Here is a 23,771-nt window from a genome sequence, read left to right as displayed (position 1 = left end):
GCCTTCCTCCGCCGCGCTCCGTGGCCCGAAAAGAAAAGCGGGCCCCGTGGGGCCCGCATCGATGGAGGAGGGCGCTCGGCGTCGCGCCTGCCCCCGGCCGGTCACTGTGCCGCGACCGGCATGCGGATCAGGTAGTCGAAGGCCGACAGCGCCGCCTTCGCGCCCTCGCCGGTGGCGATGATGATCTGCTTGTACGGCACCGTGGTCACGTCGCCCGCGGCGAACACGCCCGGCAGGTTGGTGTGGCACTTCGCGTCGACCATGATCTCGCCGTACTTGCTCAGCTCCACCGTGCCCTTCAGGAACTCGGTGTTGGGCACCAGGCCGATCTGCACGAAGATGCCCTCGAGCGGCACCAGTTGCTCCTCGCCCGAGACGCGGTCCTTGTAGCGCAGGCCGTTGACCTTCTGGCCGTCGCCGGTGATCTCGGTGGTCTGCGCGTTCGTGAGGATCGTGACGTTGGGCAGGCTCTTGAGCTTGTTGACCAGCACCGCGTCGGCGCGCAGCTGCTCGTTGAACTCCAGCAGCGTCACGTGCGCGACGATGCCGGCGAGGTCGATCGCCGCCTCGACGCCCGAGTTGCCGCCGCCGATCACCGCGACGCGCTTGCCCTTGAACAGCGGGCCGTCGCAGTGCGGGCAGTAGGCCACGCCCTTGTTCTTGTACTCCTGCTCGCCCGGCACGTTGACGTTGCGCCAGCGCGCGCCGGTCGACAGGATCACGGTGCGGCTCTTGAGCTCGGCGCCGTTGACGAGCTTCACGGTCGCGAACGCGCCGGGCTGCGAGGGCGGCACGAGCTGCTCGACGCGCTGCAGCGTCATCACGTCCACGTCGTAGGCGCGCACGTGCGACTCCAGCGCCGCGGCGAACTTCGGCCCCTCGGTCTCCATCACGGAGACGAAGTTCTCGATCGCCAGCGTGTCCATCGTCTGGCCGCCGAAGCGCTCGGCGACGATGCCGGTGCGGATGCCCTTGCGCGCCGCATAGACGGCCGCGGCCGCGCCGGCCGGGCCGCCGCCGACGATCAGCACGTCGAAGGCTTCCTTCGCGCTGAGCTTGGCGGCGTCGCGCTTGGCCGCGCCGGTGTCGATCTTGGCGAGGATCTCGCCGATCTCCATGCGGCCCGAGCCGAAGACCTGGCCGTTGAGGTAGATCGTCGGCACGCCCATGATCTGGCGCTCCTCGATCTCCTGCTGGTAGAGGCCGCCGTCGATCGCGACATGGCGGATGCGCGGATTGAGCACCGCCATCAGGTTCAGCGCCTGCACCACGTCCGGGCAGTTGTGGCAGGTCAGCGACATGTAGGTCTCGAAGACGAAGTCGCCCTTGTCGTCCGGGTCCAGCGCCTTGATCTGCTCGATCACGTCGGCCTCGAGCTTCGGCGGGTGGCCGCCGGCCTGCAGCAGCGCGAGCACCAGCGAGGTGAACTCGTGGCCCATCGGGATCGCGGCGAAGCGCACGCCCAGGTCGCTGCCGGCGCGGGTGATCTGGAAGCTGGGGCGGCGCGCGTCCCGGCCGTCGAAGCGGGCGCTGATCTTGGCAGGGGCGATGGCGGCGATCTCGCTCACCAGTTCGCGCATTTCCTGCGAGGCGGGGCGCTCGTCCAGCGAGGCGATCAGCTCGATCGGCTGGGTGATGCGCTCGAAATAGGCGGCGAGTTGCCCCTTGGTGCTGTCGTCCAACATGGTGCGGTCCTTGTTCAGCGGAGATTCGGGCGGGTTCGGGCGCAGGCGTTCCGACCCCGTCGAAAGCGTCCGGGGACAAGCCGCGGGACGCTTTCAGCGGGGCCTGATCCGGGGATCGGGCCGGGGGCAGGGGAGGAGCCCCCACCCGGCGACCGCCGCGGAACCGGCTTCGCCGGGCCGCTGGCGGTGCCCCCTCGAGGGGGCGCGCGAAGCGCGTAGGGGGTGGGACAAGTCAGGTCAGATCTTGCCGACGAGGTCCAGCGACGGGGTCAGCGTCTTGGCGCCTTCGTTCCACTTGGCCGGGCAGACCTGGCCGGGGTTGGCGGCGGTGAACTGGGCGGCCTTGAGCTTGCGCAGGGTTTCCTTGACGTCGCGGGCGATCTCGTTGGAGTGGACTTCCATCGTCTTGATCACGCCTTCCGGATTGATGATGAAGGTGCCGCGCAGCGCCAGGCCTTCTTCCGCGATGTGCACGCCGAAGGCGTTGGTCAGCTGGTGCGTCGGGTCGCCGACCAGCGGGAACTGGGCCTTGCCGACGGCCGGCGAGGTCTCGTGCCACACTTTGTGCGAGAAGTGCGTGTCGGTCGTGACGATGTAGACCTCGGCGCCGGCCTTCTGGAACTCGGCGTAGTTGTCGGCCGCGTCCTCGACTTCGGTCGGGCAGTTGAAGGTGAATGCCGCGGGCATGAAGATCAGGACGGACCACTTGCCCTTGAGCGTCTCGTTGCTGACCTCGATGAACTTGCCGTTGTGGAAGGCCTGGGTCTTGAAGGGCTGGACTTGCGTGTTGATCAGCGACATGGCGTGCAGTGGGTTGGTTGATGGGATGGATGAAATCTTATCGGCAATCTAGGATCAATTGTTAAAGTTAATAAATGACCGCGATTGAGACTGCCTATCGGACTTTAGGCGCAAGCCGCAGGGCTTGCGCAGAGTCGGGAACTGGGCATTGCAGCAGAGCTGCCGGTCCGCGGGCAAGCGGCTGCCCGGAAGGCCCCGGGGGCATTGGGGAAGCGGGCGCCGGCGGCGGGTTCAGGCCTTCAGGAACTCCGCCTTGCCGCCGAGCCAGCGCTCCACGTGGCGGCGTGCGGCGTCAGGGTGGCGATCGAGCATCAGCGGCGCGATGCGGCGCGCCTGCTTCAGCAGCGCCTCGTCCTCGTTGAGGTCGGCGAAGCGCAGCAGCGGCGCGCCGCTCTGGCGCGCGCCCATGAACTCGCCGGGGCCGCGGATCTCGAGGTCGCGCCGCGCGATCTCGAAGCCGTCGGTGGTCTCGGCCATCGCCTTCAGCCGCGAGCGGCCGGTCTCCGACAGCGGCGTGGTGTAGAGCAGCACGCACACGCTCGCGACCGCGCCGCGCCCGACCCGGCCGCGCAGCTGGTGCAGCTGCGACAGGCCGAAGCGCTCGGCATGCTCGATCACCATCAGGCTCGCGTTGGGCACGTCCACGCCGACCTCGATCACCGTGGTCGCCACCAGCACGCTCATCTCGCCCGAGGAAAAGCGCGCCATCACCGCGGCCTTCTCGGCCGGCGCCATGCGCCCGTGCAGCAGCCCGACCTCGAAGCCCGCGAGCGCCTCGGACAGCTGCGCGTGCGTCTCGGTGGCGTTCTGCAGGTCGATCTTCTCGCTCTCCTCGATCAGCGGGCAGACCCAGTAGGCCTGCGCGCCGCGCGCGACCTCGTCGCGGATGCGCTCGATCACCGCCTCGCGCTTGGCGTCGGCGAAGACCTTCGTGACGATCGGCGTGCGCCCGGGCGGCAGCTCGTCGATCGTGCTGACGTCTAGGTCCGCGAAGTAGCTCATCGCGAGCGTCCTCGGGATCGGCGTCGCGCTCATCATCAGCAGGTGCGGCTCGAGCTCCTGGCTCTCGAGCTTGTGGCGCAGCGCGAGCCGCTGTGCGACGCCGAAGCGGTGCTGCTCGTCGATCACGGCCAGCCCCAGCTTCGCGAACTCGACCTGGTCCTGGATCACCGCGTGCGTGCCGACGACGAGCTGCGCGCTGCCGTCGGCGACGCGCGCGAGCATCTCGGCGCGCGCCTTGCCCTTCCTGCTGCCCGTCAGCCACGCGACGCCGACGCCCAGCGGCTCGAGCCACTGCACGAGCTTGGCGAAATGCTGCTCGGCGAGGATCTCGGTGGGCGCCATCAGCGCGCACTGCCAGCCGGCGTCGATCGCGATCGCGGCGGCGAGCGCTGCGACCACCGTCTTGCCCGAGCCGACGTCGCCCTGCAGCAGCCGGTGCATCGGCTGCGGGCGCGCCAGGTCGTGCGCGATCTCCTCGACGACGCGACGCTGCGCGCCGGTGAGCGCGAAGGGCAGCGCGGCAAGCAGCTTCTCCTGCAGGCCGTCGCGGCGCAGCGGCAGCTCGGGCGCGCGCAGCGCGGCGCGCTCGCGCTGCGCCTGCAGCTGCGACAGCTGCTGCGCGAGCAGCTCCTCGTACTTCAGCCGCTGCCAGGCCGGATGGCTGTGGTCCTCGAGCGTCGCGAGCGACACCTCGGGCGTCGGGTGGTGCAGGAAGTTCAGCGCCTCCTTCAGCGTGGGCAGCCCCGGCGGCAGCAGCTCGGGCGGCACCAGCTCCTGCAGCGGCGCGCGCTGCAGTCCCGAGGCCACTGCCTTGCGCAGGTAGGCCTGCGGCAGCGAGGCGCTGGCCGGGTAGACGGGCGTGAGCGCCTCGGCCAGGGGCGTGTCCTCGTCGACCGCCCGGAAGCTCGGGTGCACCATCTCCAGCCCGAAGAAGCCGCCGCGCACCTCGCCGCGCACGCGGATGCGCGCGCCCGGTGCGAAGGTCTTCTGGTGCGAGGGATAGAAGTGCAGGAAGCGCAGCATCAGCTCCTCGCGCCCCTCCTTCAGCCGCACCACCAGCTGCCGGCGCGGTCGCAGCGAGACCTCGCAGTGCGCGACCACGCCCTCGATCTGCGCCGTCTCGCCCTCGCGCACGTCGCGCAGCGAGGTCAAGCGCGTCTCGTCCTCGTAGCGCAGCGGCAGGTGCAGCGCGAGGTCGATGTCGCGCACGAGCCCGAGCTTCTCCATCGCGCGCTGCGGCGCGGACTTGTCCTTCTTCGGGGGCGGGGCGGCCGCGGGGGCATCGCCGGGGAGGTCGCGGGGGAGAGGGGACGACATGGGACAATTCTGCCCCCTTCCTTGGCACGGGTCCGTCCGGCCCTCAACGGCATGTCCTCTCACGCCCCCACCGATCGCGGCGCCGCGCGCGCCTTCACCGTCTCCGACTTCGACTTCGAGCTGCCCCCCGAGCTGATCGCGCAGCACCCGGCCGCCGAGCGCAGCGCCTCGCGCCTGCTCGACGGCCGCGCCGACGCGCCCGTCGACCGCGTCTTCCGCGAGCTGCCCGCGCTGATCGCTCCCGGCGACCTGCTGGTCTTCAACGACACGCGCGTCATCAAGGCGCGGCTGCACGGCGCCAAGGCCACGGGCGGCAGCGTCGAAGCGCTCGTCGAGCGGGTGCTGCCCGGCAGCTGCGAGGTGCTCGCGCACGTGCGTGCGAGCAAGTCGCCGAAGCCCGGCAGCACGGTGCGCTTCGCCGACGCCTTCGACGCCGAGGTGCTCGGCCGCGGCGGCCCCGACGGCGGCCTCTTCCACCTGCGCTTCCCCGCCGACCCCTTCGCGCTGCTCGAGGCGCACGGCCACGTGCCGCTGCCGCCCTACATCGAGCACGAGGACTCGGCCGACGACGCGCGGCGCTACCAGACGGTGTTCGCCGACAAGCCCGGCGCGGTGGCGGCACCGACTGCGGCGCTGCACTTCGACGAGGCGTTGCTCGCGGCGCTCGATGCGCGCGGCGTCGCGCGCGCCAGCGTCACGCTGCACGTCGGCGCCGGCACCTTCCAGCCAGTGCGGGTCGAGAACATCGCCGAGCACAGGATGCACAGCGAGTGGTTCGAGGTCCCGCAGGCGACGGTGGACGCGATCCGCGCGACGCGCGCCGCCGGCGGGCGCGTGGTCGCGGTCGGCACCACGACGCTGCGCGCGCTGGAGTCGGCGGCCGTCTCCGGCGAGCTCATGGCCGGCAGCCGCGACACCGACATCTTCATCACGCCGGGCTTCACCTTCCGCGCCGCGGACCTGCTGGTGACGAACTTCCACCTGCCCAAGAGCACGCTGATGATGCTGGTGAGCGCCTTCGCCGGCTACGAGCCGATCATGGCGCTCTACCGCCACGCCATCCGGGAGCGCTACCGCTTCTTCAGCTACGGCGACGCGATGCTGCTGCCGCGGCGCTGAGCCGGCAGTGGCTGCGCCCGCCCGGCCCGGCTTTCGCTTGGCGCCGGGCGGCTGCTTCAGCCTGCGACAGGCGGCAACCGTTGGTCGTGCGGCCTGCGCCAATGCGGCACAGCCTCCGACCGCGCTTGAGCGGCATCAATCGCGCGGTGGGCGCCGCCGGTAGCGTGCTCCTCCGAAAGACACTTTTTCTTTGATGTCAACAGGAGGAACCCGATGAGAAAGACGCTTGCCGCCCCCGCCCTCGCGCTGCTGTTCGCCGTGGCCGCCCCGGCCCATGCCGACGCGCGCGACGACCAGATGGTCAAGCTCGCCGCGACCAGCGGCTGCACGGCCTGCCACGGCATCGAGACCGGCCGTCCCGGCCCCGGCGGCGCCAAGCCGATCGGCCCGGCCTGGCGCGACGTGTCGGTGAAGTACCGGGGAGACGCGAACGCGCTTGCCGCGCTGACCGAGACGGTGATGCGCGGCTCCAGCCCCTACGAGAGCCACTGGAAGGGCGAGGTCAGCGGCCTGTCGATGCCGCCCAACGCGGTGGCGATCAGGCGCGAGGACGCGCAGCAGCTCGTGCAGTGGATCCTCGGGCTGGCGAAGTGAGCGGTCCGCCCCGCACGCCTCGCGGCAGCCGGGCGTGCGGGCGGCGGCCTCAGACGCCCGGCGCCTGCCGCGTCTGCGTGAAGCGCGCCTCGAGCTCGCGGCGCAGCTGCTTGCGCACCTGTGCCGCAGCGAAGCGGCGGTGCTCGTCGGGCGTGACCGGCTCCAGCGTCGGCACCGGCGTCGGCCGGCCGTCGTCGTCCACCGCCACCATCGTGAAGAAGCAGCTGTTGGCGTGGCGCACCGCCTGGCTGCGGATGTCCTCGGCCACCACCTTGATGCCGATCTCCATCGACGAGCTGCCGGTGTGGTTCACCGACGCGAGGAAGGTGACGAGCTCGCCGACCTGGATCGGCTGGCGGAAGGTGACCTGGTCCACCGACAGCGTGACGACGTAGCGCCCCGCGTAGCGGCTCGCGCAGGCGTAGGCCACCTGGTCGAGCAGCTTGAGCAGCGCGCCGCCGTGGACCTTGCCCGAGAAGTTCGCCATGTCGGGCGTCATCAGCACCGTCATCGTCAGCTGGTGGTTGGGCAGGTTCATCATGTGGGACCGGAAGTGGAGGGGGCCTGCATTGTCGGGCGGGGGAACGCTCCCCTGCCGGCGTCAAGCACCCACGCGGCGGCGGGTCTCTCCGGCCTGCCCCGGCAGGCGCGGCGCGGCGCGTCCGCCGAGGTGCCGCTCGCTCCAGCGCGCGGCGGCGTCGCGCAGCCGGCCTAGCAGCCAGGCGGCGGGGCCGGGCAGCGCCGACAGGCCGATCTGGGCGCGGCCCTCGGCGCCGATCAGCACCGCCTCGCCGGGGCGCAGCACGAAGCGGGCGCCGGCCTCTAGGAAATGGTCGAGCGGGTCGTGGGCGCGGGTCAGCCAGATCCGGCCCTCCTCGACGCGAAGCACGGCGCTGTCGGGCTGCTCCCAGCGCAGCAGCTGGCCGTCCTGCAGTTGCAGCACGAGGGGCGTTTCGAACCTGAGCATGGCGGGCCTCCTGGAAGGGAATCGAGCGGTCTCCAGTGTTGCCGCGCGGCGCGCGCTCGCACAGATGCAGGGCCGCACGAAGCGCACCGCAACAGATCGCGTGCCGCGCAACTGTGCCGGTCCTTCCCCCGCCCATCTGTACCTGTGCGCGCCGCCCGGCGGCCCGCGACAATCGCCCTGCATGGACGCTGCCCACGACGACCCCGCCCCGCTCTACCGGCGCCTCGCCGGCCTGCTCGAGCGCGCGATGGCGAGCGGTGCGCTGCAACCGGGCGACCGCCTGCCCTCGGTGCGCCGGCTCGCGCAGCAGCACGACGTGAGCCTCAACACCGCGCTGCAGGCCTGCCGCTGGCTCGAGAACCGGGCGCTCGTGCAGGCGCGGCCGAGGTCGGGCTATTTCGTGGCCCCGACGCCGCCCGCCCCGCTGCCCGAGCCGCGGCTCGATCCGTGCATGGAGCAGGCCTCCTTCGTCAGCGTGGACGCGGTGCTGCAGGAGTTCATGCGGGTCGTCGAGGACCCCGAGGCGCTGCCGTCCTTCCATGCGGCGCCCGCGCGCACCCTGCTGCCCGAGGCCAAGCTGCAGCACCTGCTGGCGGGCATCAACCGCCGCCACCCCGAATACGCGAGCGGCTACCGGATGGAGGGCAGCGCCGCGCTGCGGCGCGAGATCGCGCGCCGGGCGATCTCGTCGGGGGTGCAGCTGCGGCCCGAGGAGATCGTCGTCACCAACGGCGGCATGGAGGCGGTCTACCTCGCGCTGCGCGCGGTCGCGAACGCCGGCGACACGGTCGCGCTCGAGTCGCCGACCTACTTCCACCTGCTGCAGGTGATCGAGAGCCTGGGCATGCGCGCGCTGGAGATCCCGAGCCATCCACGGGACGGCCTGTCGATCGAGGCGCTCGACTTCGCGACGCGGGAGCCCGGTGCGGTGCGCGCCTGCGTGCTGCTGCCGAACTTCCCGAATCCGCTCGGCAGCCTGATGCCGGTGGCGCACAAGCGCCGCCTGGTCGGACTCGCCGCCGAGCGCGGCTTCACGCTGATCGAGAGCGACATCTACGGCGAGCTGCACTTCGGCGAGCAGCGCCCGCCGGCGCTGCGCAGCTTCGACCCGGACGGCGACGTGATCCTGTGCTCGGCCTTCACGAAGACGGTGGCGCCGGGCTACCGCCTCGGCTGGGTCGCGCCGGGGCGGCACTTCCTGAAGACGCAGGGGCTGAAGTGGCGCACGTCGGTAGCCTGCCCGATGCTGCAGCAGGAGGTACTGGCACAGTTCATCCGCGACGGCGGCTACGACCACCACCTGCGCCGGCTGCGCGCGGCGTTGCGCACGCAGATGCGGCAGATGGCCGAGGCGGTCGCGCGCCATTTCCCGGCCGGCTGCCGGCTCAGCGTGCCGCAGGGCGGGCTGATGCTGTGGATCGAGCTGCCGCGCGGGATCGATTCGCGCGCGGTGTTCGAGCGCGCGCGGCGCGAGCACATCGGCGTCGCGCCCGGCGCGGCCTTCAGCTGCAGCCGGCGCTTCGACCACTTCATCCGGCTGCAGTATGGAGACCCCTGGTCGCCGCGCCTGGAGGCGGCGATCCGGCGGCTGGGCGCGATCGTGGCGGAACTGGCGGCCGATCCCGCGGGCGTCGACGCGGGCCTGCCGCCGGCCTGAATCCGGGGTCTGCCCGCGCCTGCGCCGCTTCAGGCGTCGGGCCGGTCGCGGTTCATCCAGCGCAGCATCAGCACCATCAGCGTGATGATCGTGATCGGCACGACGAAGCCGAGCATCACGTTCGAGAACGCCTCCAGCGCATCGTGCTGCTGCGCCGCGAGGATCAGGTAGACGGTGTAGGCGACGTAGTAGCCCAGGAATACCGCGCCCTCCCAGCGCCCGATGCGGAAGCCGGTCATGAAGACCGGCAGGCAGGCGAGCGCCACCGCCACCATCACCCACAAGTCGAAGCGCAGCACCGCCGGCGCGATCAAGAGGTCCCCGCCGGCCGCCAGCCCGGCGAGCCCGAGGCAGCCGAGCAGGTTGAAGATGTTGCTGCCGATCACGTTGCCGACCGCGATGTCGCGCTCGCCGCGCACCGCCGCCATCACCGAGGTCGCGACCTCGGGCATCGAGGTGCCGGCCGCGACGATCGTCAACCCGATCACGAGGTCGCTCACGCCGATCGCCTGTGCGAAGGCGGTCGCCGAGGCGACCAGCCAGCGCGAGCCGAGCACCAGCAGCGCGACGCCCGCCACCACCATCAGCAGCTGCACCGGGCGCTTCGTGTCCCAGCCGCCATGCGGCATGCCGCGCTCGAACTCCGCCGCCGTCTCCTGCGGCTCGGCGCGCGACTGGCGGATCAGGTAGAAGACATAGGCGAGCAGCAGCCCGAACAGCAGCGTCGCATCCCACAGGCCGAGCACGCCGTCGAGCGCCATCACCGCAACGACCAGCGACGCGCCGATCATGAACGGCACCTCCTGGCGGATGATCTGCAGGTGCACGACGAGCGGTGCGATCAGCGCCGACAGCCCGAGGATGAACAGCACGTTGAAGATGTTGCTGCCGACGACGTTGCCCACGGCGAGGTCGGCGCTGCCCTTGAGCGCCGCCCCCACCGCGATCGCGATTTCCGGCGCGCTGGTGCCGAAGGCGACGATCGTCAGCCCCACCACCAGAGGCGAGACGCCGAAGGCGAGCGCCAGCCGCGAGGCGCCGCGCACCACCAGTTCGGCGCCGGCCAGCAGCGCCCCGAGTCCGAGCAGGAACAGCAGCAGGTTCATCGTTCGCGTCCTCCGTCGTCTTCTCCGGGATTGCCTCGGGAGCCCGGCGCAGCGACGCGCCGGCAGGGCGCCGCGAGCTACAGGACCTGCACCGGCACGCGCGGCGCCAGCGCGCACATCAGCTCGTAGCCGACGGTGCCCGCGGCCTGCGCCACCTCGTCGATCGGCAGCCGCGTGCCGCGCGGCCCCTCGCCCCACAGCGTCACGCGGCTGCCGGGCTGCGCGGAGGGCACCGGCGTCAGGTCCACCGTGATCATGTCCATCGACACGCGGCCGACCAGCCGCGTGCGCACGCCGTCCACCAGCACCGGGGTACTGCGCTCGTTGTCGCCCGGGCAGTGGCGCGGGTAGCCGTCCGCATAGCCGCAGGCCGCCACCCCGATGCGCATCGGCGCCTCGGCGACGAAGCGGCTGCCGTAGCCGACCGTGTCGCCGGCCTGCAGCCGCTGCACCGCGATCAATTCGCTCTCGAGCGTCATCGTCGGCCGCAGCTCCCAGTCCTCGATCGAGTGCGCGGGGAAGTCGGGCGAGGAGCCGTAGACCATGATGCCTGGGCGCACCCAGTCGGCGCGCACGGCCGGGTGGTCCGGCGCGAAGCGCAGCGTCGCGGCGCTGTTGGAGAGCGAGCGCTCGCCCGGCAGGTCGCCGCAGGCCGCCTCGAAGGCCGCCACCTGGTGCGCGATGCCGCGGCCGGTGTCCGCGTCGGAGAAGTGCGTCATCAGCGAGATCTCGTCGACCTGCGTCAGCCCCGACAGCCGCAGCCAGGCGCTGCGCGCCTCGGCGGGCGCGAAGCCGAGCCGGTTCATGCCGGTGTTGACCTTCAGGAACACGCGCTGCGGCCAGGTGGTCTTGTGCGTCGCGAGCCAGTCGATCTGCGCGTCGCGGTGGATCACGTGCCACAGGTTCAGTCGCGAGCACAGCTCCAGGTCGCGCGGCTCGAAGCAGCCCTCGAGCAGCAGGATCGGGCCGCGCCAGCCGAGCGCGCGCACGCGCTCGGCCTCGGCGAGGTCGAGCAGCGCGAAGCCGTCGGCGCCCTGCAGCCCGGCGTAGGCGCGCTCGATGCCGTGGCCGTAGGCGTTGGCCTTCACCACCGCCCACACGCGTGCGTCGGGTGCCGCGCGGCGGGCGCGCTGCAGGTTGCGGGCGAGGGCGTCGGTGTGGATCAGGGCGCGGATCGGGCGGGGCATGCGGCGATTCTGCCAGTGGGTCGCGGCGGGCGGATTTCACGCCGATTCCGCCTGCGTGCGGCCACGGCGCACTGGGGCCGACCCGGGGGCCGCAAGCCCCGGAGGGCGTGCTATAAACCCGGGCGCTCAGGCCCGCCCCCCATCCTTGCCGGGGTGGCCGGGCCTGACGAAGGGGGCACAACAGCAGGCCGGAAGCCGCGAATCAGAACCAGAACGCATGGAATGAAACGAGGCTTCTACACGATCATGTCGGCGCAGTTCTTCAGCTCGCTGGCCGACAACGCACTGTTCGTGGCCGCCGTCGAGCTGCTGCGCGCGTCGGGCTCCGGCGAATGGCAGCGCGCCGCGCTGGTGCCGATGTTCGCGCTGTTCTACGTCGTGCTCGCCCCCTTCGTCGGCGCCTTCGCCGACTGCATCCCCAAGGGGCGGGTGATGTTCATCTCGAACACCATCAAGGTCGCGGGCTGCCTGATGATGCTGTTCGGCGTGCACCCGCTGCTGTCCTACGCGATCGTCGGCCTCGGCGCCGCCGCCTACTCGCCGGCCAAGTACGGCATCCTCACCGAGCTGCTGCCGCCCTCGCAGCTCGTCAAGGCCAACGGCTGGATCGAGGGGCTGACGATCGGCTCGATCATCCTCGGCGTGCTGCTCGGCGGCCAGCTCGTCGGCCCGGCGGTCTCGCAGGCGCTGCTCGCCTTCGACCTGCCGCTCGTCGACACCGGCATCGAGTCGGCGCCTGAGGCGGCGATCGCCGCGCTCATCACGCTCTACCTCGTCGCCGCGCTCTTCAACCTGCGCATCCCGCGCACCGAGGCGCCGCTGCAGCCGCTGCCCTGCACCTTCGTCGCGATGAGCCGCGACTTCGCCGCATGCAACCAGCGGCTGTGGCGCGACCGGCTCGGCCAGATCTCGCTGGCGACGACGACGCTGTTCTGGGGCGTCTCGGGCAACCTGCGCTACATCGTGCTCGCCTGGGCCGCCGCCGCGCTCGGCTACACCACCACGCAGGCCTCGTCGCTGGTCGGCGTGGTGGCGATCGGCACCGCCGCCGGTGCGGTGTTCGCGTCGATGCGCGTGAGGCTCGAGCACGCCACGCGCGTGATCCCGCTGGGCATCACGATGGGCGTGCTCGTGATCGGCATGAACCTGATCGAGAACGTCTGGGTTGCGGTGCCCTTCCTGATCCTGCTCGGCGCGCTCGGCGGCTACCTGGTGGTGCCGATGAACGCGCTGCTGCAGCACCGCGGCCACAACCTGATGGGCGCGGGCCGCTCGATCGCGGTGCAGAACTTCAACGAGCAGTTGTGCATCCTGCTGCTCGGCGCCTTCTACGCCGGCTCGACGCTGATCGGGCTGTCGGCCTTCGGCGCGATCACGCTGTTCGGCGTGGTGGTCGCCGCGGTGATGTGGGCGATCCGCCGCTGGCACGAGTGCAACGCCGTGAGCCACTCCGCCGAGGTCGAGCGCCTGCTCGCAATCGCTCGCGCCGACCGGCACTGATCCCCGACCCGTTTGCGCCGCCCCGCGCCTGTGCGCCGGGCGGCTTGCGCCTCCTCTTCCGATGACCCGACCCCTTCCCGCCGCCCCGCTCGCGCTGCCCGTGCTGGCGCTGATGTTCAACGCCTTCGTGTGGGGCGTGTCCTGGTGGCCCTTCCGCACGCTGCAGGATCTCGGCCTGCACCCGCTGTGGTCCACCGTGCTGATCTACCTCGTCGCGGTGCTGGGCATCGCCGCGTGGCGGCCGCGCGCGCTGCGCGAGGCGCTGTCGGTGCCGGCGCTGTGGGTGCTGGTGCTGGCCTCGGGCACGACCAACGCCGCCTTCAACTGGGCGGTGAGCATCGGCGACGTGGTGCGGGTGGTGCTGCTGTTCTACCTGATGCCGCTGTGGGCGGTGGTGCTCGCACGGCTGCTGCTCGGCGAGCGGCTGACGCCGCTGTCGGTGGCGCGCGTCGCGCTCGCGCTCGGTGGCGCGGCGATCGTGCTCAGGCCCGAGGGGCAGGGGCTGCCGCTGCCGCAGGGGCTGGCGGACTGGCTCGGGCTGCTCGGCGGCTTCGCCTTCGCGCTCAACAACGTGATGCTGCGCCGCGAGGGCCACCGGCCGCAGGAGCAGCGCGCGCTGGCGATGTTCGTCGGCGGCGCGCTGGTGGCCGGCCTCGTCGCGTCGCTGCTCGTCGGCGCGGGCCGCGCGTCCTGGCCGCCGCTGCCGCAGGCCGCGTGGCTGCTGCCGGCGCTGCTGCTCGCCGTCGCCTTCCTGCTGAGCAACCTCGCGCTGCAGTACGGCGCGGCGCGGCTGCCGGCCAACGTCACCGCGGTGGTGATGCTCGTCGAGGTGGTGTTCGCGTCGGTGTCCGCGGTGCTGCTCGGCAGCGCCGTGCTCGGCGGCGCGACGCTGCTCGGCGGCGCGCTGATCCTCGCGGCCGCCGCGCTGTCCTGGCTCGAGCCGCAGTCCGGCCATTGACGCACCGGCTAGGATCCCTGCCTTCCAGTTCCTTCGGGAGAGCCTCCATGTCCGTACGCTTCCACGACTTCGAGGCCGTCGGCATCGACGGCCGCCCGGTGCGCCTGGCCGACTACCGCGGCCGGGTGCTGCTGCTCGTCAACACCGCGAGCGCCTGCGGCTTCACGCCGCAGTTCGCGGGGCTGGAGCAGCTCTGGCAGCGCTACCGCGAGCGCGGGCTGGTGGTGCTGGGCTTTCCCTGCAACCAGTTCGGCGCGCAGGATCCGGGCAGCGAGGCCGAGATCACCGGCTTCTGCCAGCGCAACTACGGCGTGAGCTTCCCGATGATGGCCAAGGTCGAGGTCAAGGGCCCCGGCGCCCATCCGCTGTGGCGCTGGCTCAGCGAGGAGAAGCCCGGCGTGCTCGGCACCCGGGCGGTCAAGTGGAACTTCACCAAGTTCCTGGTCGGGCGCGACGGCCGCGTGCTCGGGCGCTACGCGCCGATGCACCGGCCCGAGGCGCTCGCGCGCGACATCGAGGCGGCGCTCGGCTGAGCGCGGCGGGCGCGTCGCGCGCCCGGCCTCACTCAGTCGAGCCAGTCGGCCGACAGCACCACCATCGTCTGGTTGAGCAGCTGGTAGGCGATCTCGCCGAAGGTCATCGGCCCGGTGATCGCGCCGGTGCGCTGCCCCTCCAGCCCCGAGTACAGGTAGTTCAGGATGCAGTTGCAACTCCACGCGACGGACGCGCCGCCGCCGGGCATCGCGGCGGCGAAGGCGCGCTGGTAGTCCTCCACCGGCGCGGCGAGCCGGTACTCGGCGTCGTCGAACACCGGCGCGTAGAAGTCCACGCGCCGCTGCTCCGCGTCCACGCCCTTGAAGGACACGTTGACCATCGCGCCCGCGTAGTCGGCCACCAAGGGCCAGCGCGTGTCGATCCCGTTCTGCGCGAGGTAGTCGGCGAAGTTCACCGGGCGGCCGTTGACGAGGCAGTCGTGCGCGTGGAAGCCGGGCTCGGTGAAGCGGATGCGGTCGCCGTCGCCCTGGCGGAACAGGTTGACGATGTCGAGGTGCGCCACCCGGTCGTCGGGCAGCGGGACGTGCATCACCACCGCGCGCTCGCCGCAGAGCTCGCCGGTCTCGCCGTTGACGACCAGCGGCGCGCGGCGCCCCAGGTCGTCGAGGTGCAGGCCGGCGATCCAGCCGAGCAGCGGCTTCAGGTACATGTCCTCGTACTGCGGCGCCTCGCGTGCGAAGCGCGAATGGATCGCCGAGAAGGCGGGGATGATGACGAGCGAGAAGCCGTTGTCCGGCGCGTCGACGCAGACGTTCGCGAGCCCGGCGGCGTCGTACCAGCGGACGGAGGGCGCGAGCGCGCCGTCCGGCAGCGTGGTGACGAAGACCTGCTCGCGCGTGGTGCGGCCGCCTTCCTGGCCCATGAAGTAGGGGATCGTGCCGCCGATCCAGCGGCCACGCGGCAGCCGGCGCAGCAGCGCCTCCTCGCCGGCGACGCAGTGGAAGCCGCCGCCGCGCAGCCGCGCCGCGGCCTCGTCGACGGACATCAGGGCGCCGGTGGCCGGCAGCGGCGCGGCGGGGTTGCGTGCGTTCATGCGGGCCTCATCCCATTCTCAGTTGCGAGAGCTCGTGCGACAGCACCCGCTCGTTCTTGACGAAGTAGCGGTGCAGCTCGCGCAGCTTCAGCTGCCGCACCTCCTCGTCGGAGATCACGTCGAGCTGCGAGCGCACGCGCGCGAGCATCAGCTTCAGGCTCAGCACGCGGATGTCGAGCTGCAGCTCGCCGCTGGCCAGCCGCAGCCAGATCGGGTCGCCCGGCTCCGGCACGCGGCCCGAGCCGGCGTCCTGCGCCACCTCGGGCGGCAGCGCGGCGCTCGCCGGCGCTGCGGACTCGGCCGGCGCGGGAGCCGACTGCACGTGCGCGCGGCCCGTGTCGAGCGCGTGCCGGTAGTGCCAGACGTCGTTGAGCGACAGGCCGAGCAGCGTGCAGACCGAGCGCAGCGGCACGCCCTCGTTGAAGAAGGCGAACACCTGCCGCGCCAGCGCCGTGGTGAAGGGCAGGCCGGGCTCGCCCATCCAAGGCTGGCGCTGCGCCTCGGCAAGTCCCGCCGGCAGCGAGGCGTGCACGACGAAGCGCAGCCCGCCGAAGGACAGGTGCTGCCAGGTGTGCGTCTGCAGCGCGGCGGCGAGAGCCTTCGGCCGCCCGAACCAGCCGCGCTCGACCTGCGGCCCGATCCAGACCTCGCAGCGGCGCTTGCGCAGGTCGAGCTGGTAGTCGCTGACCTCCCACGGTCCCTCGACCGCCAGCAGATGGCGCAGCAGCGCCTTGTCGATCCCCGTCATCGGCTGTCTCCTTCGGTGGGCGATGGGTCCGGGCTTGCGCGCCGGCGGTTCGCCGGCGGGCTCCGGCCCACCTTCTGTTGCAGGGGGCGCGGTTGCAAGCCCGGGGCCGCCCGAGCGGTCGGCTCCGCCGCGCCGGGGAGCCGGCGCCGGAAAGCGTGGAAAAGATCACGGATCGGGCTGGTCCCTGCCGTGTCGGCAGCGCAGCCGCGTCGTCTAGGGATGCTGGCCGGCCGCAAGGCAATCCGAGATCACCCCAGGCGCCGTTCCCGGGAAGGAGCACCCTCTTGTATCCATATGAAACAGCGTTGCCGGCTGGATCAGTGGCGGGAAGCCGCCCGCGGCGGGGGTGCCGGCGATGCGTCGCCGGGCGGGCGGGGCACTCGGCCGATAATCCCCGGTCCACCCTGGAGAGACATGAGCCATGTTCGAGCACGTTGACCCCTACGCGGGCGACCCGATCCTCACCCTCAACGAAGCCTTCGGGCGCGACCCGCGGCCGAACAAGATCAACCTCAGCATCGGCATCTACTTCGACGATGCCGGCCGCCTGCCGGTGATGGAGGCGGTGCGCCAGGCCGAGGGCGAGCTGCTCGCCGCGATCGGCCCGAAGCCCTACCTGCCGATGGTGGGCGCGGCGAACTACCGCGAGGCGGTGCAGCACCTGCTGTTCGGCCGCAGCCACGAGGCGGTGCAGTCCGGCCGCGTCGCGACGATCCAGACCATCGGCGGCTCCGGCGCGCTGAAGGTCGGCGGCGACTTCCTCAAGCGCTACTTCCCGGACTCGCAGGTCTGGGTAAGCGATCCGACCTGGGACAACCACCGCGCGATGTTCGAGGGCGCGGGCTTCCAGGTGAACACCTATCCGTACTACGACGCGGCCACCGGCGGGCTGCGCTTCGACGAGATGCTCGCGGCCTTCGAGGCGCTGCCCGAGCAGAGCATCGTGCTGCTGCATGCCTGTTGCCACAACCCGACCGGGGTCGACCTGACGCGCGAGCAGTGGGCGCGGCTGGTCCCGGTGATCGTCGCGCGGCGGCTGATCCCCTACGTCGACATCGCCTACCAGGGCTTCGGCGACGGCATCGACGAGGACGCCTTCGCGATCCGCGCGCTCGCCGACGCGGGCGCGAGCCTGTTCGTCGCCAACAGCTTCTCGAAGAGCTTCTCGCTCTACGGCGAGCGCTGCGGCGGCCTGAGCGTGGTCTGCCCCGACGCGGCACAGGCGGCGCTGGTGCTGGGCCAGCTGCAGGTGGCGATCCGGCGCAACTACTCCAGCCCGCCGACGCACGGCGGCCAGATCGTCGCGCGCGTGCTGCAGACCCCGGTGCTGCGCGCGAACTGGGAGGCGGAGCTCGCCGGCATGAGAGGGCGCATCCAGGCGATGCGCGCCGAGCTGCACCGCGTCCTCTCGGCCAAGCTGCCGGGCCGCGATTTCGGCTACTTCCTGACGCAGTGCGGCATGTTCAGCTACACCGGGCTGTCGGCCGCGCAGGTCGACCGGCTGCGCGAGGAGCACGCGGTCTACCTAGTGCGCTCGGGCCGCATGTGCGTCGCGGGCCTGAACTCGGCCAACGTCGAGCAGACGGCGGTGGCGATGGCGGCGGTGCTCGGCGCGTGAGCGAGCCGCAGTCCTTCCCCGTGCCGGGCGAGCTGTGCGCGGCGGTGCGGCAGGTGCTGCGCGAGGGCGAGAGCCTCGCCGCCTTCGTCGAGGCCGCGGTGCGGCAGCAGCTGGAGCGCCGGCGCGCGCCGGCGGCGGAAAGCGCCCTCGTGCCGGAGCCGGCGCCGCCCGCCGGCCGCCGGCATGCCGCCGACGAGCTGCTCGGGCAGCTCGACGCCTGGCTCAGGGACGTTCGCCCGCTTGCTGCGCCGGCACCGGCGGCTTCGGCTGGCGGCTCCCCAGCACGTTGAGCGCGAGCCCGCCGATCACGAGCCCGGCGGCGACGAGCTTCCACGCGGGCAGCGGCTCGCCGAAGGCCAGCACCGAGGCGCCGATGCCGAACACCGGCACCAGCAGCGCCATCGGCGTGACGGTGGCCGCGGGATAGCGCGCGAGCAGCCAGTTCCAGGCGGCGTAGCCGAACAGCGTGTTGCCGATCGCCTGCCAGGCCACCGTGCTCCACGCCAGCCAGCCGGCCTGCTGCAGCCCGCGCAGCGCGACGTGCGGGTTGTCGAACACCACGCTCAGCGACACCAGCGGCGGCACCGCAAAGAGGCTCGACCAGACCATGAAGCTCAGCGCATCGACGCGGCCGGCGCTGCGCACCACCAGGTTCGCCGCCGCCCACGACAGCGCCGCCAGCAGCACCAGCACGAAGCCGGTGGCGGTGACGCTCGCATTGAGGTGCGTGGCGATCACCGCCATGCCCGCCACCGCAAGCGCCAGCGCGGCGAGCTGCAGCCGCCGGATGCGCTCGCCCGACAGCAGCATCGCCAGCCCGATCGTGAAGAAGACCTGCGTCTGGATCACGAGCGAGGCCAGGCCCGGCGAGATGTCGGCGCGCATCGCGTAGAACAGCAGCCCGAACTGCCCGGCGCCGAGCAGCACGCCGAAGGCGGCGAGCTTGTACAAGGGCACCGCCGGGCGGCGCACGAACAGCAGGAAGGGCAGCGACGAGGCGGCGAAGCGCAGCGTCGCGAACAGGAAGGGCGGCAGCTCGGCCAGGCCCCACTTGATCACGACGAAGTTGGTGCCCCAGACGAACACGACGGCCAGGGCGAGCAGCAGGTGGGGCAGGGGCATGGGTCGCAGCGGGTGAACCGGGCAGTTTATCCAGACCGGTCTGCCGCGACGCTGACGCCGCTTCAGCCGGGCGAGCGCAGCCCCGAGACGATCTCGTAGGAGCGCAGCCGCGCCGCGTGGTCGAAGATCTGCGAGGTGATCATCAGCTCGTCGGCGCCGGTGCGCGCGACGAAGTCCCCGATCTGCCGGCGCACCGTGTCCGGCGAGCCGATCGCCGAGCACGACAGGGTCTGCGCGAGCATCGCCTGCTCCGCAGCCGGGAGGCCGCGCTCGTAGTCCGCCACCGGCGGCTGCAGCCGGCGCGCGCGGCCGCTGCGCAGGTCCACGAAGGCCTGCTGCATCGAGCTCGCCAGCAGCCGCGCCTCCTCGTCGCTGTCGGCGGCGAAGACGTTGAAGCCGAGCATCACGTAGGGCCGCTCGAGCTGCGCCGAGGGGCGGAAGTGGCGCCGGTACATCTCGAGGGCCTGCATCAGCAGCGCCGGCGCGAAGTGCGACGCGAAGGCGTAGGGCAGGCCGAGCATCGCGGCGAGCTGCGCGCCGAACAGGCTCGAGCCGAGGATCCACACCGGGATCGCGAGGCCCTCGCCCGGCACCGCGCGCACCGCCTGCCCGGGCTGCGCCGCCCGGAAGTAGTTGATCAGCTCGACCACGTCGCGCGGGAACTGATCGGCGGCGTCGAAGCCCTGGTCGCGGCGCAGCGCGCGCGCGGTCGCGGGGTCGGAGCCCGGCGCGCGGCCGAGCCCGAGGTCGATGCGCCCCGGGTAGAGCGACTCGAGCGTGCCGAACTGCTCTGCGACCACGAGCGGCGAGTGGTTGGGCAGCATCACGCCGCCGGCGCCGACGCGGATCGTCGACGTCGCGCCGGCCACGTGGCCGATCACGACCGCGGTGGCGGCGCTCGCGATGCCGGGCATGCTGTGGTGCTCGGCGAGCCAGAAGCGGTCGAAACCCCAGCGTTCGCAGTGCTGCGCGAGGTCGACCGAGCGGCGGAAGGACTGTGCGGCGTCGCCGCCTTCGACGATGGGGCAGAGGTCCAGGACGGAAAAGGGAATCATGCGCCGAATATGGCACGGCGCGCCGGGCAGGGCGCTTGCCCCGCTGCTACACCCTGCCGCCGATGCGGCCCCCTGCCATCTTCCCGACGCGAGGAGCCTTTCCATGATCCAGACCCGCGGCTACGCGGCGCAGCACGCGACCGCCCCGCTCGCCCTCTTCGGCTTCGTGCGCCGCCCGCCCGGCCCGCGCGACGTGCAGATCGACATCCTCTACTGCGGCGTGTGCCATTCCGACCTGCACACCGCGCGCAACGAGTGGCACAACACGCTCTACCCCTCGGTGCCGGGGCACGAGATCGTCGGCCGCGTCATCGCGACGGGCGACGAGGTGACGCGCTTCAAGGTCGGCGACCTCGCCGGCGTCGGCTGCATGGTCGACAGCTGCCGGCACTGCGGCGCCTGCCGCGAGGGGCTGGAGCAGTACTGCGAGACCGGCTTCACCGGCACCTACAACGGCCCGGAGCAGGGCAGCGGCGCCAACACCTACGGCGGCTACTCGGAAACGATCGTCGTGCGGGAGGACTTCGTGCTGCGCATCTCACACGCGGAGAACCTCGCCGCGGTCGCGCCGCTGCTGTGCGCGGGCATCACGACCTACTCGCCGCTGCGCCACTGGGGCGCCGGCCCGGGGCGGAAGGTCGGCGTGGTGGGCCTGGGCGGGCTCGGCCACATGGCGGTGAAGATCGCGCACGCGATGGGCGCGCAGGTCGTGCTCTTCACCACCTCGCCGGGCAAGGCGGAGGACGCGAGGCGGCTCGGCGCCGACGAGGTGGTGGTGTCGCGCGACGCGGACCAGATGGCCGCGCACGCCGGCAGCTTCGACCTGATCCTCAACACGGTGGCCGCGCCGCACGACCTCGACGCCTTCCTCGTGCTGCTCAAGCGCGACGCGACGATGGTGCTGGTGGGCGCGCCGGGCGAGCCGCACCCCTCGCCCGACGTGTTCAACCTGATCTTCCGGCGCCGGCGCATCGCCGGCTCGCTGATCGGGGGCATTGCCGAGACGCAGGAGATGCTCGACTTCTGCGCCGCGCACGGCATCGTCAGCGACATCGAGACGATCGCGATGTCGCAGATCAACGAGGCCTACGAGCGCATGCTCAAGGGCGACGTGAAGTACCGCTTCGTGATCGACATGGCGACGCTGAAGCAGGAGCCGGCACAGGCGGCCTGAGGCGGGGTGGCAGGCGGCCGGGCCGGCCCCCCGGCGGTCGCCACCACGCCGTCAGATGCTGCGGATCAGCATCTGGCGGCGGATGCCCTCGATCGCGCGGCCCGGGTTCAGGCCCTTGGGGCAGACGTCGGCGCAGTTGAGGATGACGCGGCAGCGGAACATCTTGTAGACGTCGTTGAGCTGCTCGAGGCGCTCCTCGGTGGCGTGGTCGCGGCTGTCGGCGATGAAGCGGCTGGCCTGCAGCAGCACCGCGGGCCCGAGGAATTGCTCCGGGTTCCACCAGTAGGACGGGCACTGGCCCGAGCAGCAGGCGCACAGGATGCACTCGTACAGGCCGTTGAGCGAGTCGCGCTCCTCGGGCGTCTGCAGCCGCTCCTTCTCCGGCATCGGCCCCTCGTCGATCACGTAGGGCCGGATCGAGTGGTACTGCGCGAAGAAGCGGCTCATGTCGACGATCAGGTCGCGGATCACCGGGAAGCCCGGCAACGGCCGCAGCACCACCGGCTCCTTCAGCCGCGACACGTTGGTCAGGCAGGCCAGGCCGTTCCTGCCGTTGATGTTCATCGCGTCCGAGCCGCACACGCCCTCGCGGCAGGAGCGGCGGTAGCTGAAGCTCGGGTCCTGCTCCTTCACGCGCTGCAGCAGGTCGAGCAGCATGCGGTCGTGCGGACCGGGCTCGATGTCGTAGTCCTGCATGCGGGGACGGTCGTCGCTGTCCGGCACGTAGCGGTAGATCGACAGGCGCATTGGATTCCCTTCTTCCTTCAGCTTCGGGACTGCAGCAGCACGAGCGCGGCCCACCCGACCGAGGCGAGCAGGCCCCCGGCGGCGAGCGACAGCACGACGGCGCGCAGCGGCAGCGACTTGACGTAGTCGAGCGTGATGTCGCGCACGCCGACCCAGGCATGGAAGGCCACCGCGACGAAGAACATCAGCAGCGCCAGCCGCATGCCGGGCTGCAGCACCCAGGCGCGCCAGGCCTCGAAGCCGGCGGGCCGCTGCAGCAGCAGCGCGACGAGGAAGCCGACGGTGAAGAGCAGCAGGTAGAGCGCGCTGACGCGCTGCACCGTCCAGGCGCGCATGCCGGTGAAGGTCCGTATCGCCATCGCCTCAGCTCCACAGGGCCAGCGCGGCCGCGAGCGTCGCGAGCAGGGCGATCGCGTGCACCGCCCAGGCGCTCTGGCGCGAGGCGCCGTAGCGCGTGCCGACGCCGACGTCGAACAGCAGGTGGCGCACGCCGGCGGCGACGTGATGCGCCACCGACCAGGTCGCGAGCAGCAGCAGCAACTGCATGAGCGGGTGGCCGAACACCGCGGCGAGGCGCGCATAGCCCTCGGCGCTGGCGAGCGAGCGCTCGAGCGCGGCCACCGTGAACGGCAGCGCGAGCACCAGCAGCGCGCCGCTGATGCGGTGCGCGAGCGACACCGTCGCGGTCACCGGCAGCTTGGTCTGCAGCGGGTTGAGGAACACCGGCCGCTTGGTGTGCGCGGACAGGCGGCGCGGCCCCCCCGGGTCCTCGGCCGCCGGGCGCAGGGCTTCGTCAGCGCGGGTGGCCATGATCAGTCGCCCCCGCCGGAGTCGCCGCCCTCGGCCCCGGGGCCGTCCCGGTCGTCGGCAAGCTCGTCCCGCTGCTCGGCGTTGTAGTCGCCGCCGGCCGTGCGGCCGTCACCCAACGTGTTGCCGCTGCCGGCCTCGTTGGAGCGCGGCGACACGCGCCCGCCGCTCGCGTCGCGCGGCTCCGCGGAGCCGGGGGCGGCGGGACGGGAGGATTCGTCGGAAGGCTTCATGCGCATTCTCCTGTCGCAGGGAAGGTGGGGCATCGCGGCAGCGGCAAGCGGCGTTCCCGCAAGGCCTGCCGCGGCTTGAAAGGCGGGCGTGGAAATTCGCGAGCCTTCGGTAGCCCTTACAGCGGGCGCCTCCTCCTGCGGCGACGCGCCTGCCTGGCCGGCGCGGCCCCTCCCGGGGCGCTGCGTCGCGAGCGGTGGGCGGCCCGCGTCACGGGGGGCGGGGGCACATCTCTTGCCCGCCGCGAGCAGGGCCATTCCGGCACCCGGGCAGGAGGAACCCCGATGACCACGCTTGCACCCGCGCACGACGCCGCACACGACGAGCACCACGAGCACCCGCACGGCTGGCGGCGCTGGCTGTTCGCCACCAACCACAAGGACATCGGCACGCTCTACCTGCTGTTCTCGTTCACCATGTTCATGGTCGGCGGCGTGCTCGCGCTGCTGATCCGCGCCGAGCTGTTCCAGCCCGGGCTGCAGATCGCCAACCCCCACCTCTACAACCAGTTCGTGACGATGCACGGGCTGATCATGGTGTTCGGCGCGATCATGCCGGCCTTCGTCGGCTTCGCGAACTGGATGCTGCCGCTGCAGATCGGCGCCTCCGACATGGCCTTCGCGCGCATGAACAACTTCAGCTTCTGGCTGACGATCCCCGCAGCGATCCTGCTGGTGGCCTCCTTCTTCACCGACGGCGGCGCGCCGAGCGCGGGCTGGACGATCTACGCGCCGCTGACGCTGCAGATGGGCCCGTCGATGGACATGGCGATCTTCGCGCTGCACATC

The 23,771-nt window shown here is 71.9% G+C and carries 25 protein-coding genes; 10 read left to right on the top strand and 15 right to left on the bottom strand.

All coding sequences use genetic code 11. The features are described 5' to 3' along the window. Window positions 1–101: 101 nt before the first annotated feature. From ahpF to recG, 3 genes are all read right to left on the bottom strand, one after another. Window positions 102–1,685: an alkyl hydroperoxide reductase subunit F gene (ahpF, locus tag D3A59_RS01410; RefSeq protein ID WP_119153151.1), complete on the bottom strand. Its 1,584-nt coding sequence runs from the start codon at window positions 1,683–1,685 to the stop codon at window positions 102–104. A 237-nt stretch (window positions 1,686–1,922) separates the two neighbouring features. Further along, window positions 1,923–2,486, bottom strand: coding sequence for an alkyl hydroperoxide reductase subunit C (gene ahpC / locus D3A59_RS01405; RefSeq protein WP_119153150.1), 564 nt, complete (start codon window positions 2,484–2,486; stop codon window positions 1,923–1,925). Between the two features lie 231 nt (window positions 2,487–2,717). Next, window positions 2,718–4,715 carry an ATP-dependent DNA helicase RecG gene (gene recG, locus D3A59_RS01400; protein ID WP_240635885.1) on the bottom strand — a complete coding sequence of 666 codons (1,998 nt, stop codon included), beginning with the start codon at window positions 4,713–4,715 and terminating at the stop codon, window positions 2,718–2,720. A 141-nt stretch (window positions 4,716–4,856) separates the two neighbouring features. On the opposite strand from recG, the gene queA reads away from it, so the two are divergent. Both queA and D3A59_RS01390 read left to right on the top strand, forming a co-directional pair. Further along, a complete protein-coding gene (gene queA / locus D3A59_RS01395; protein WP_119153148.1) occupies window positions 4,857–5,924 on the top strand; it encodes a tRNA preQ1(34) S-adenosylmethionine ribosyltransferase-isomerase QueA in 1,068 nt (355 codons plus the stop codon). Between the two features lie 213 nt (window positions 5,925–6,137). Then, window positions 6,138–6,518 carry a c-type cytochrome gene (locus D3A59_RS01390; RefSeq protein WP_119153147.1) on the top strand — a complete coding sequence of 127 codons (381 nt, stop codon included), beginning with the start codon at window positions 6,138–6,140 and terminating at the stop codon, window positions 6,516–6,518. A gap of 49 nt (window positions 6,519–6,567) precedes the next feature. Here the strand turns inward: D3A59_RS01390 and D3A59_RS01385 are convergent, their stop codons facing one another. Then, complete coding sequence (locus D3A59_RS01385) at window positions 6,568–7,056, bottom strand: acyl-CoA thioesterase (protein WP_119153205.1); 489 nt, start codon at window positions 7,054–7,056, stop codon at window positions 6,568–6,570. Window positions 7,057–7,119: 63 nt separating this feature from the next. After that, window positions 7,120–7,485: a DUF2917 domain-containing protein gene (locus D3A59_RS01380; protein ID WP_157991346.1), complete on the bottom strand. Its 366-nt coding sequence runs from the start codon at window positions 7,483–7,485 to the stop codon at window positions 7,120–7,122. Between the two features lie 181 nt (window positions 7,486–7,666). Between D3A59_RS01380 and D3A59_RS01375 the strand changes: the two genes are divergently transcribed. Beyond that, on the top strand, window positions 7,667–9,142 hold the full coding sequence (locus D3A59_RS01375; protein WP_170162266.1) for an aminotransferase-like domain-containing protein: 1,476 nt from the start codon (window positions 7,667–7,669) through the stop codon (window positions 9,140–9,142). Between the two features lie 29 nt (window positions 9,143–9,171). On the opposite strand, the gene D3A59_RS01370 is transcribed toward D3A59_RS01375, so the two are convergent. Together D3A59_RS01370 and alr are read right to left on the bottom strand one after the other, a co-directional pair. Further along, window positions 9,172–10,248: a calcium/sodium antiporter gene (locus D3A59_RS01370; RefSeq protein ID WP_119153145.1), complete on the bottom strand. Its 1,077-nt coding sequence runs from the start codon at window positions 10,246–10,248 to the stop codon at window positions 9,172–9,174. 77 nt (window positions 10,249–10,325) lie between these two features. Next, complete coding sequence (gene alr / locus D3A59_RS01365) at window positions 10,326–11,435, bottom strand: alanine racemase (protein ID WP_119153144.1); 1,110 nt, start codon at window positions 11,433–11,435, stop codon at window positions 10,326–10,328. Between the two features lie 222 nt (window positions 11,436–11,657). Here alr and lplT point away from each other — a divergent pair, with 222 nt between their 5' ends. The 3 genes from lplT (at window position 11,658) to D3A59_RS01350 (ending at window position 14,426) form a co-directional block, all read left to right on the top strand. Further along, the gene (lplT, locus tag D3A59_RS01360) at window positions 11,658–12,935 is read left to right on the top strand and encodes a lysophospholipid transporter LplT (protein WP_119153143.1); all 1,278 of its coding nucleotides are present in this window, start codon (window positions 11,658–11,660) and stop codon (window positions 12,933–12,935) included. 61 nt (window positions 12,936–12,996) lie between these two features. Beyond that, complete coding sequence (locus D3A59_RS01355) at window positions 12,997–13,893, top strand: DMT family transporter (RefSeq protein ID WP_119153142.1); 897 nt, start codon at window positions 12,997–12,999, stop codon at window positions 13,891–13,893. Between the two features lie 47 nt (window positions 13,894–13,940). Further along, window positions 13,941–14,426, top strand: coding sequence for a glutathione peroxidase (locus D3A59_RS01350; protein ID WP_119153141.1), 486 nt, complete (start codon window positions 13,941–13,943; stop codon window positions 14,424–14,426). A 32-nt stretch (window positions 14,427–14,458) separates the two neighbouring features. Here D3A59_RS01350 and D3A59_RS01345 read toward each other — a convergent pair whose 3' ends face one another. Both D3A59_RS01345 and D3A59_RS01340 read right to left on the bottom strand, forming a co-directional pair. Further along, complete coding sequence (locus D3A59_RS01345) at window positions 14,459–15,481, bottom strand: DUF6976 family protein (RefSeq protein ID WP_119153140.1); 1,023 nt, start codon at window positions 15,479–15,481, stop codon at window positions 14,459–14,461. 7 nt (window positions 15,482–15,488) lie between these two features. Then, window positions 15,489–16,229, bottom strand: coding sequence for a hypothetical protein (locus D3A59_RS01340; protein WP_119153139.1), 741 nt, complete (start codon window positions 16,227–16,229; stop codon window positions 15,489–15,491). A gap of 421 nt (window positions 16,230–16,650) precedes the next feature. Here D3A59_RS01340 and D3A59_RS01335 point away from each other — a divergent pair, with 421 nt between their 5' ends. Together D3A59_RS01335 and D3A59_RS01330 are read left to right on the top strand one after the other, a co-directional pair. Beyond that, window positions 16,651–17,847 carry an amino acid aminotransferase gene (locus D3A59_RS01335; RefSeq protein WP_119153138.1) on the top strand — a complete coding sequence of 399 codons (1,197 nt, stop codon included), beginning with the start codon at window positions 16,651–16,653 and terminating at the stop codon, window positions 17,845–17,847. Next, complete coding sequence (locus D3A59_RS01330) at window positions 17,844–18,137, top strand: YlcI/YnfO family protein (RefSeq protein WP_119153137.1); 294 nt, start codon at window positions 17,844–17,846, stop codon at window positions 18,135–18,137. Before D3A59_RS01335 ends, D3A59_RS01330 begins: the two co-directional genes overlap by 4 nt. Here the strand turns inward: D3A59_RS01330 and D3A59_RS01325 are convergent. Continuing rightward, on the bottom strand, window positions 18,070–18,969 hold the full coding sequence (locus D3A59_RS01325; protein WP_119153136.1) for an EamA family transporter: 900 nt from the start codon (window positions 18,967–18,969) through the stop codon (window positions 18,070–18,072). The genes D3A59_RS01330 and D3A59_RS01325 overlap by 68 nt on opposite strands. A gap of 62 nt (window positions 18,970–19,031) precedes the next feature. Next, window positions 19,032–20,024 (bottom strand): LLM class flavin-dependent oxidoreductase, encoded by a 993-nt coding sequence (locus D3A59_RS01320; protein WP_119153135.1) that lies wholly within the window; start codon window positions 20,022–20,024, stop codon window positions 19,032–19,034. Between the two features lie 103 nt (window positions 20,025–20,127). On the opposite strand from D3A59_RS01320, the gene D3A59_RS01315 reads away from it, so the two are divergent. After that, the gene (locus D3A59_RS01315) at window positions 20,128–21,198 is read left to right on the top strand and encodes an NAD(P)-dependent alcohol dehydrogenase (protein ID WP_119153134.1); all 1,071 of its coding nucleotides are present in this window, start codon (window positions 20,128–20,130) and stop codon (window positions 21,196–21,198) included. Between the two features lie 51 nt (window positions 21,199–21,249). Here the strand turns inward: D3A59_RS01315 and D3A59_RS01310 are convergent, their stop codons facing one another. Genes D3A59_RS01310 through D3A59_RS01295 form a run of 4 tightly spaced genes read right to left on the bottom strand, consistent with a single transcriptional unit; the run spans window position 21,250 to window position 22,985 of the window. Continuing rightward, window positions 21,250–21,945, bottom strand: coding sequence for a succinate dehydrogenase iron-sulfur subunit (locus D3A59_RS01310; protein WP_119153133.1), 696 nt, complete (start codon window positions 21,943–21,945; stop codon window positions 21,250–21,252). Between the two features lie 17 nt (window positions 21,946–21,962). Continuing rightward, entirely contained in the window at window positions 21,963–22,304 is a 342-nt protein-coding gene (gene sdhD / locus D3A59_RS01305) for a succinate dehydrogenase, hydrophobic membrane anchor protein (protein ID WP_119153132.1), read from the bottom strand. A gap of 4 nt (window positions 22,305–22,308) precedes the next feature. Continuing rightward, a complete protein-coding gene (gene sdhC, locus D3A59_RS01300) occupies window positions 22,309–22,755 on the bottom strand; it encodes a succinate dehydrogenase, cytochrome b556 subunit (RefSeq protein WP_119153131.1) in 447 nt (148 codons plus the stop codon). 2 nt (window positions 22,756–22,757) lie between these two features. Continuing rightward, window positions 22,758–22,985 (bottom strand): hypothetical protein, encoded by a 228-nt coding sequence (locus D3A59_RS01295; protein WP_119153130.1) that lies wholly within the window; start codon window positions 22,983–22,985, stop codon window positions 22,758–22,760. A gap of 282 nt (window positions 22,986–23,267) precedes the next feature. Here D3A59_RS01295 and D3A59_RS26105 point away from each other — a divergent pair. Then, window positions 23,268–23,771, top strand: a 504-nt coding sequence (locus D3A59_RS26105; RefSeq protein ID WP_240635881.1) for a cbb3-type cytochrome c oxidase subunit I, incomplete at its 3' end; no start/stop codon positions are given.

The organism is Caldimonas tepidiphila (assembly GCF_003569765.1).
GTDB lineage: Bacteria > Pseudomonadota > Gammaproteobacteria > Burkholderiales > Burkholderiaceae_C > Caldimonas > Caldimonas tepidiphila.
The sequence above is the reverse complement of the archived record's forward strand: the minus strand, read 5'-3'. Positions and strand labels throughout refer to the sequence as shown.

Coding starts and splice junctions, on each gene's coding strand:
- ahpF (WP_119153151.1), bottom strand. CDS start 1,685: ATGTTGGACGACAGCACCAAGGGGCAACTCGCCGCCTATTTCGAGCGC.
- ahpC (WP_119153150.1), bottom strand. CDS start 2,486: ATGTCGCTGATCAACACGCAAGTCCAGCCCTTCAAGACCCAGGCCTTC.
- recG (WP_240635885.1), bottom strand. CDS start 4,715: ATGGAGAAGCTCGGGCTCGTGCGCGACATCGACCTCGCGCTGCACCTG.
- queA (WP_119153148.1), top strand. CDS start 4,857: ATGTCCTCTCACGCCCCCACCGATCGCGGCGCCGCGCGCGCCTTCACC.
- D3A59_RS01390 (WP_119153147.1), top strand. CDS start 6,138: ATGAGAAAGACGCTTGCCGCCCCCGCCCTCGCGCTGCTGTTCGCCGTG.
- D3A59_RS01385 (WP_119153205.1), bottom strand. CDS start 7,056: ATGAACCTGCCCAACCACCAGCTGACGATGACGGTGCTGATGACGCCC.
- D3A59_RS01380 (WP_157991346.1), bottom strand. CDS start 7,485: ATGCTCAGGTTCGAAACGCCCCTCGTGCTGCAACTGCAGGACGGCCAG.
- D3A59_RS01375 (WP_170162266.1), top strand. CDS start 7,667: ATGGACGCTGCCCACGACGACCCCGCCCCGCTCTACCGGCGCCTCGCC.
- D3A59_RS01370 (WP_119153145.1), bottom strand. CDS start 10,248: ATGAACCTGCTGCTGTTCCTGCTCGGACTCGGGGCGCTGCTGGCCGGC.
- alr (WP_119153144.1), bottom strand. CDS start 11,435: ATGCCCCGCCCGATCCGCGCCCTGATCCACACCGACGCCCTCGCCCGC.
- lplT (WP_119153143.1), top strand. CDS start 11,658: ATGAAACGAGGCTTCTACACGATCATGTCGGCGCAGTTCTTCAGCTCG.
- D3A59_RS01355 (WP_119153142.1), top strand. CDS start 12,997: ATGACCCGACCCCTTCCCGCCGCCCCGCTCGCGCTGCCCGTGCTGGCG.
- D3A59_RS01350 (WP_119153141.1), top strand. CDS start 13,941: ATGTCCGTACGCTTCCACGACTTCGAGGCCGTCGGCATCGACGGCCGC.
- D3A59_RS01345 (WP_119153140.1), bottom strand. CDS start 15,481: ATGAACGCACGCAACCCCGCCGCGCCGCTGCCGGCCACCGGCGCCCTG.
- D3A59_RS01340 (WP_119153139.1), bottom strand. CDS start 16,229: ATGACGGGGATCGACAAGGCGCTGCTGCGCCATCTGCTGGCGGTCGAG.
- D3A59_RS01335 (WP_119153138.1), top strand. CDS start 16,651: ATGTTCGAGCACGTTGACCCCTACGCGGGCGACCCGATCCTCACCCTC.
- D3A59_RS01325 (WP_119153136.1), bottom strand. CDS start 18,969: ATGCCCCTGCCCCACCTGCTGCTCGCCCTGGCCGTCGTGTTCGTCTGG.
- D3A59_RS01320 (WP_119153135.1), bottom strand. CDS start 20,024: ATGATTCCCTTTTCCGTCCTGGACCTCTGCCCCATCGTCGAAGGCGGC.
- D3A59_RS01315 (WP_119153134.1), top strand. CDS start 20,128: ATGATCCAGACCCGCGGCTACGCGGCGCAGCACGCGACCGCCCCGCTC.
- D3A59_RS01310 (WP_119153133.1), bottom strand. CDS start 21,945: ATGCGCCTGTCGATCTACCGCTACGTGCCGGACAGCGACGACCGTCCC.
- sdhD (WP_119153132.1), bottom strand. CDS start 22,304: ATGGCGATACGGACCTTCACCGGCATGCGCGCCTGGACGGTGCAGCGC.
- sdhC (WP_119153131.1), bottom strand. CDS start 22,755: ATGGCCACCCGCGCTGACGAAGCCCTGCGCCCGGCGGCCGAGGACCCG.
- D3A59_RS01295 (WP_119153130.1), bottom strand. CDS start 22,985: ATGAAGCCTTCCGACGAATCCTCCCGTCCCGCCGCCCCCGGCTCCGCG.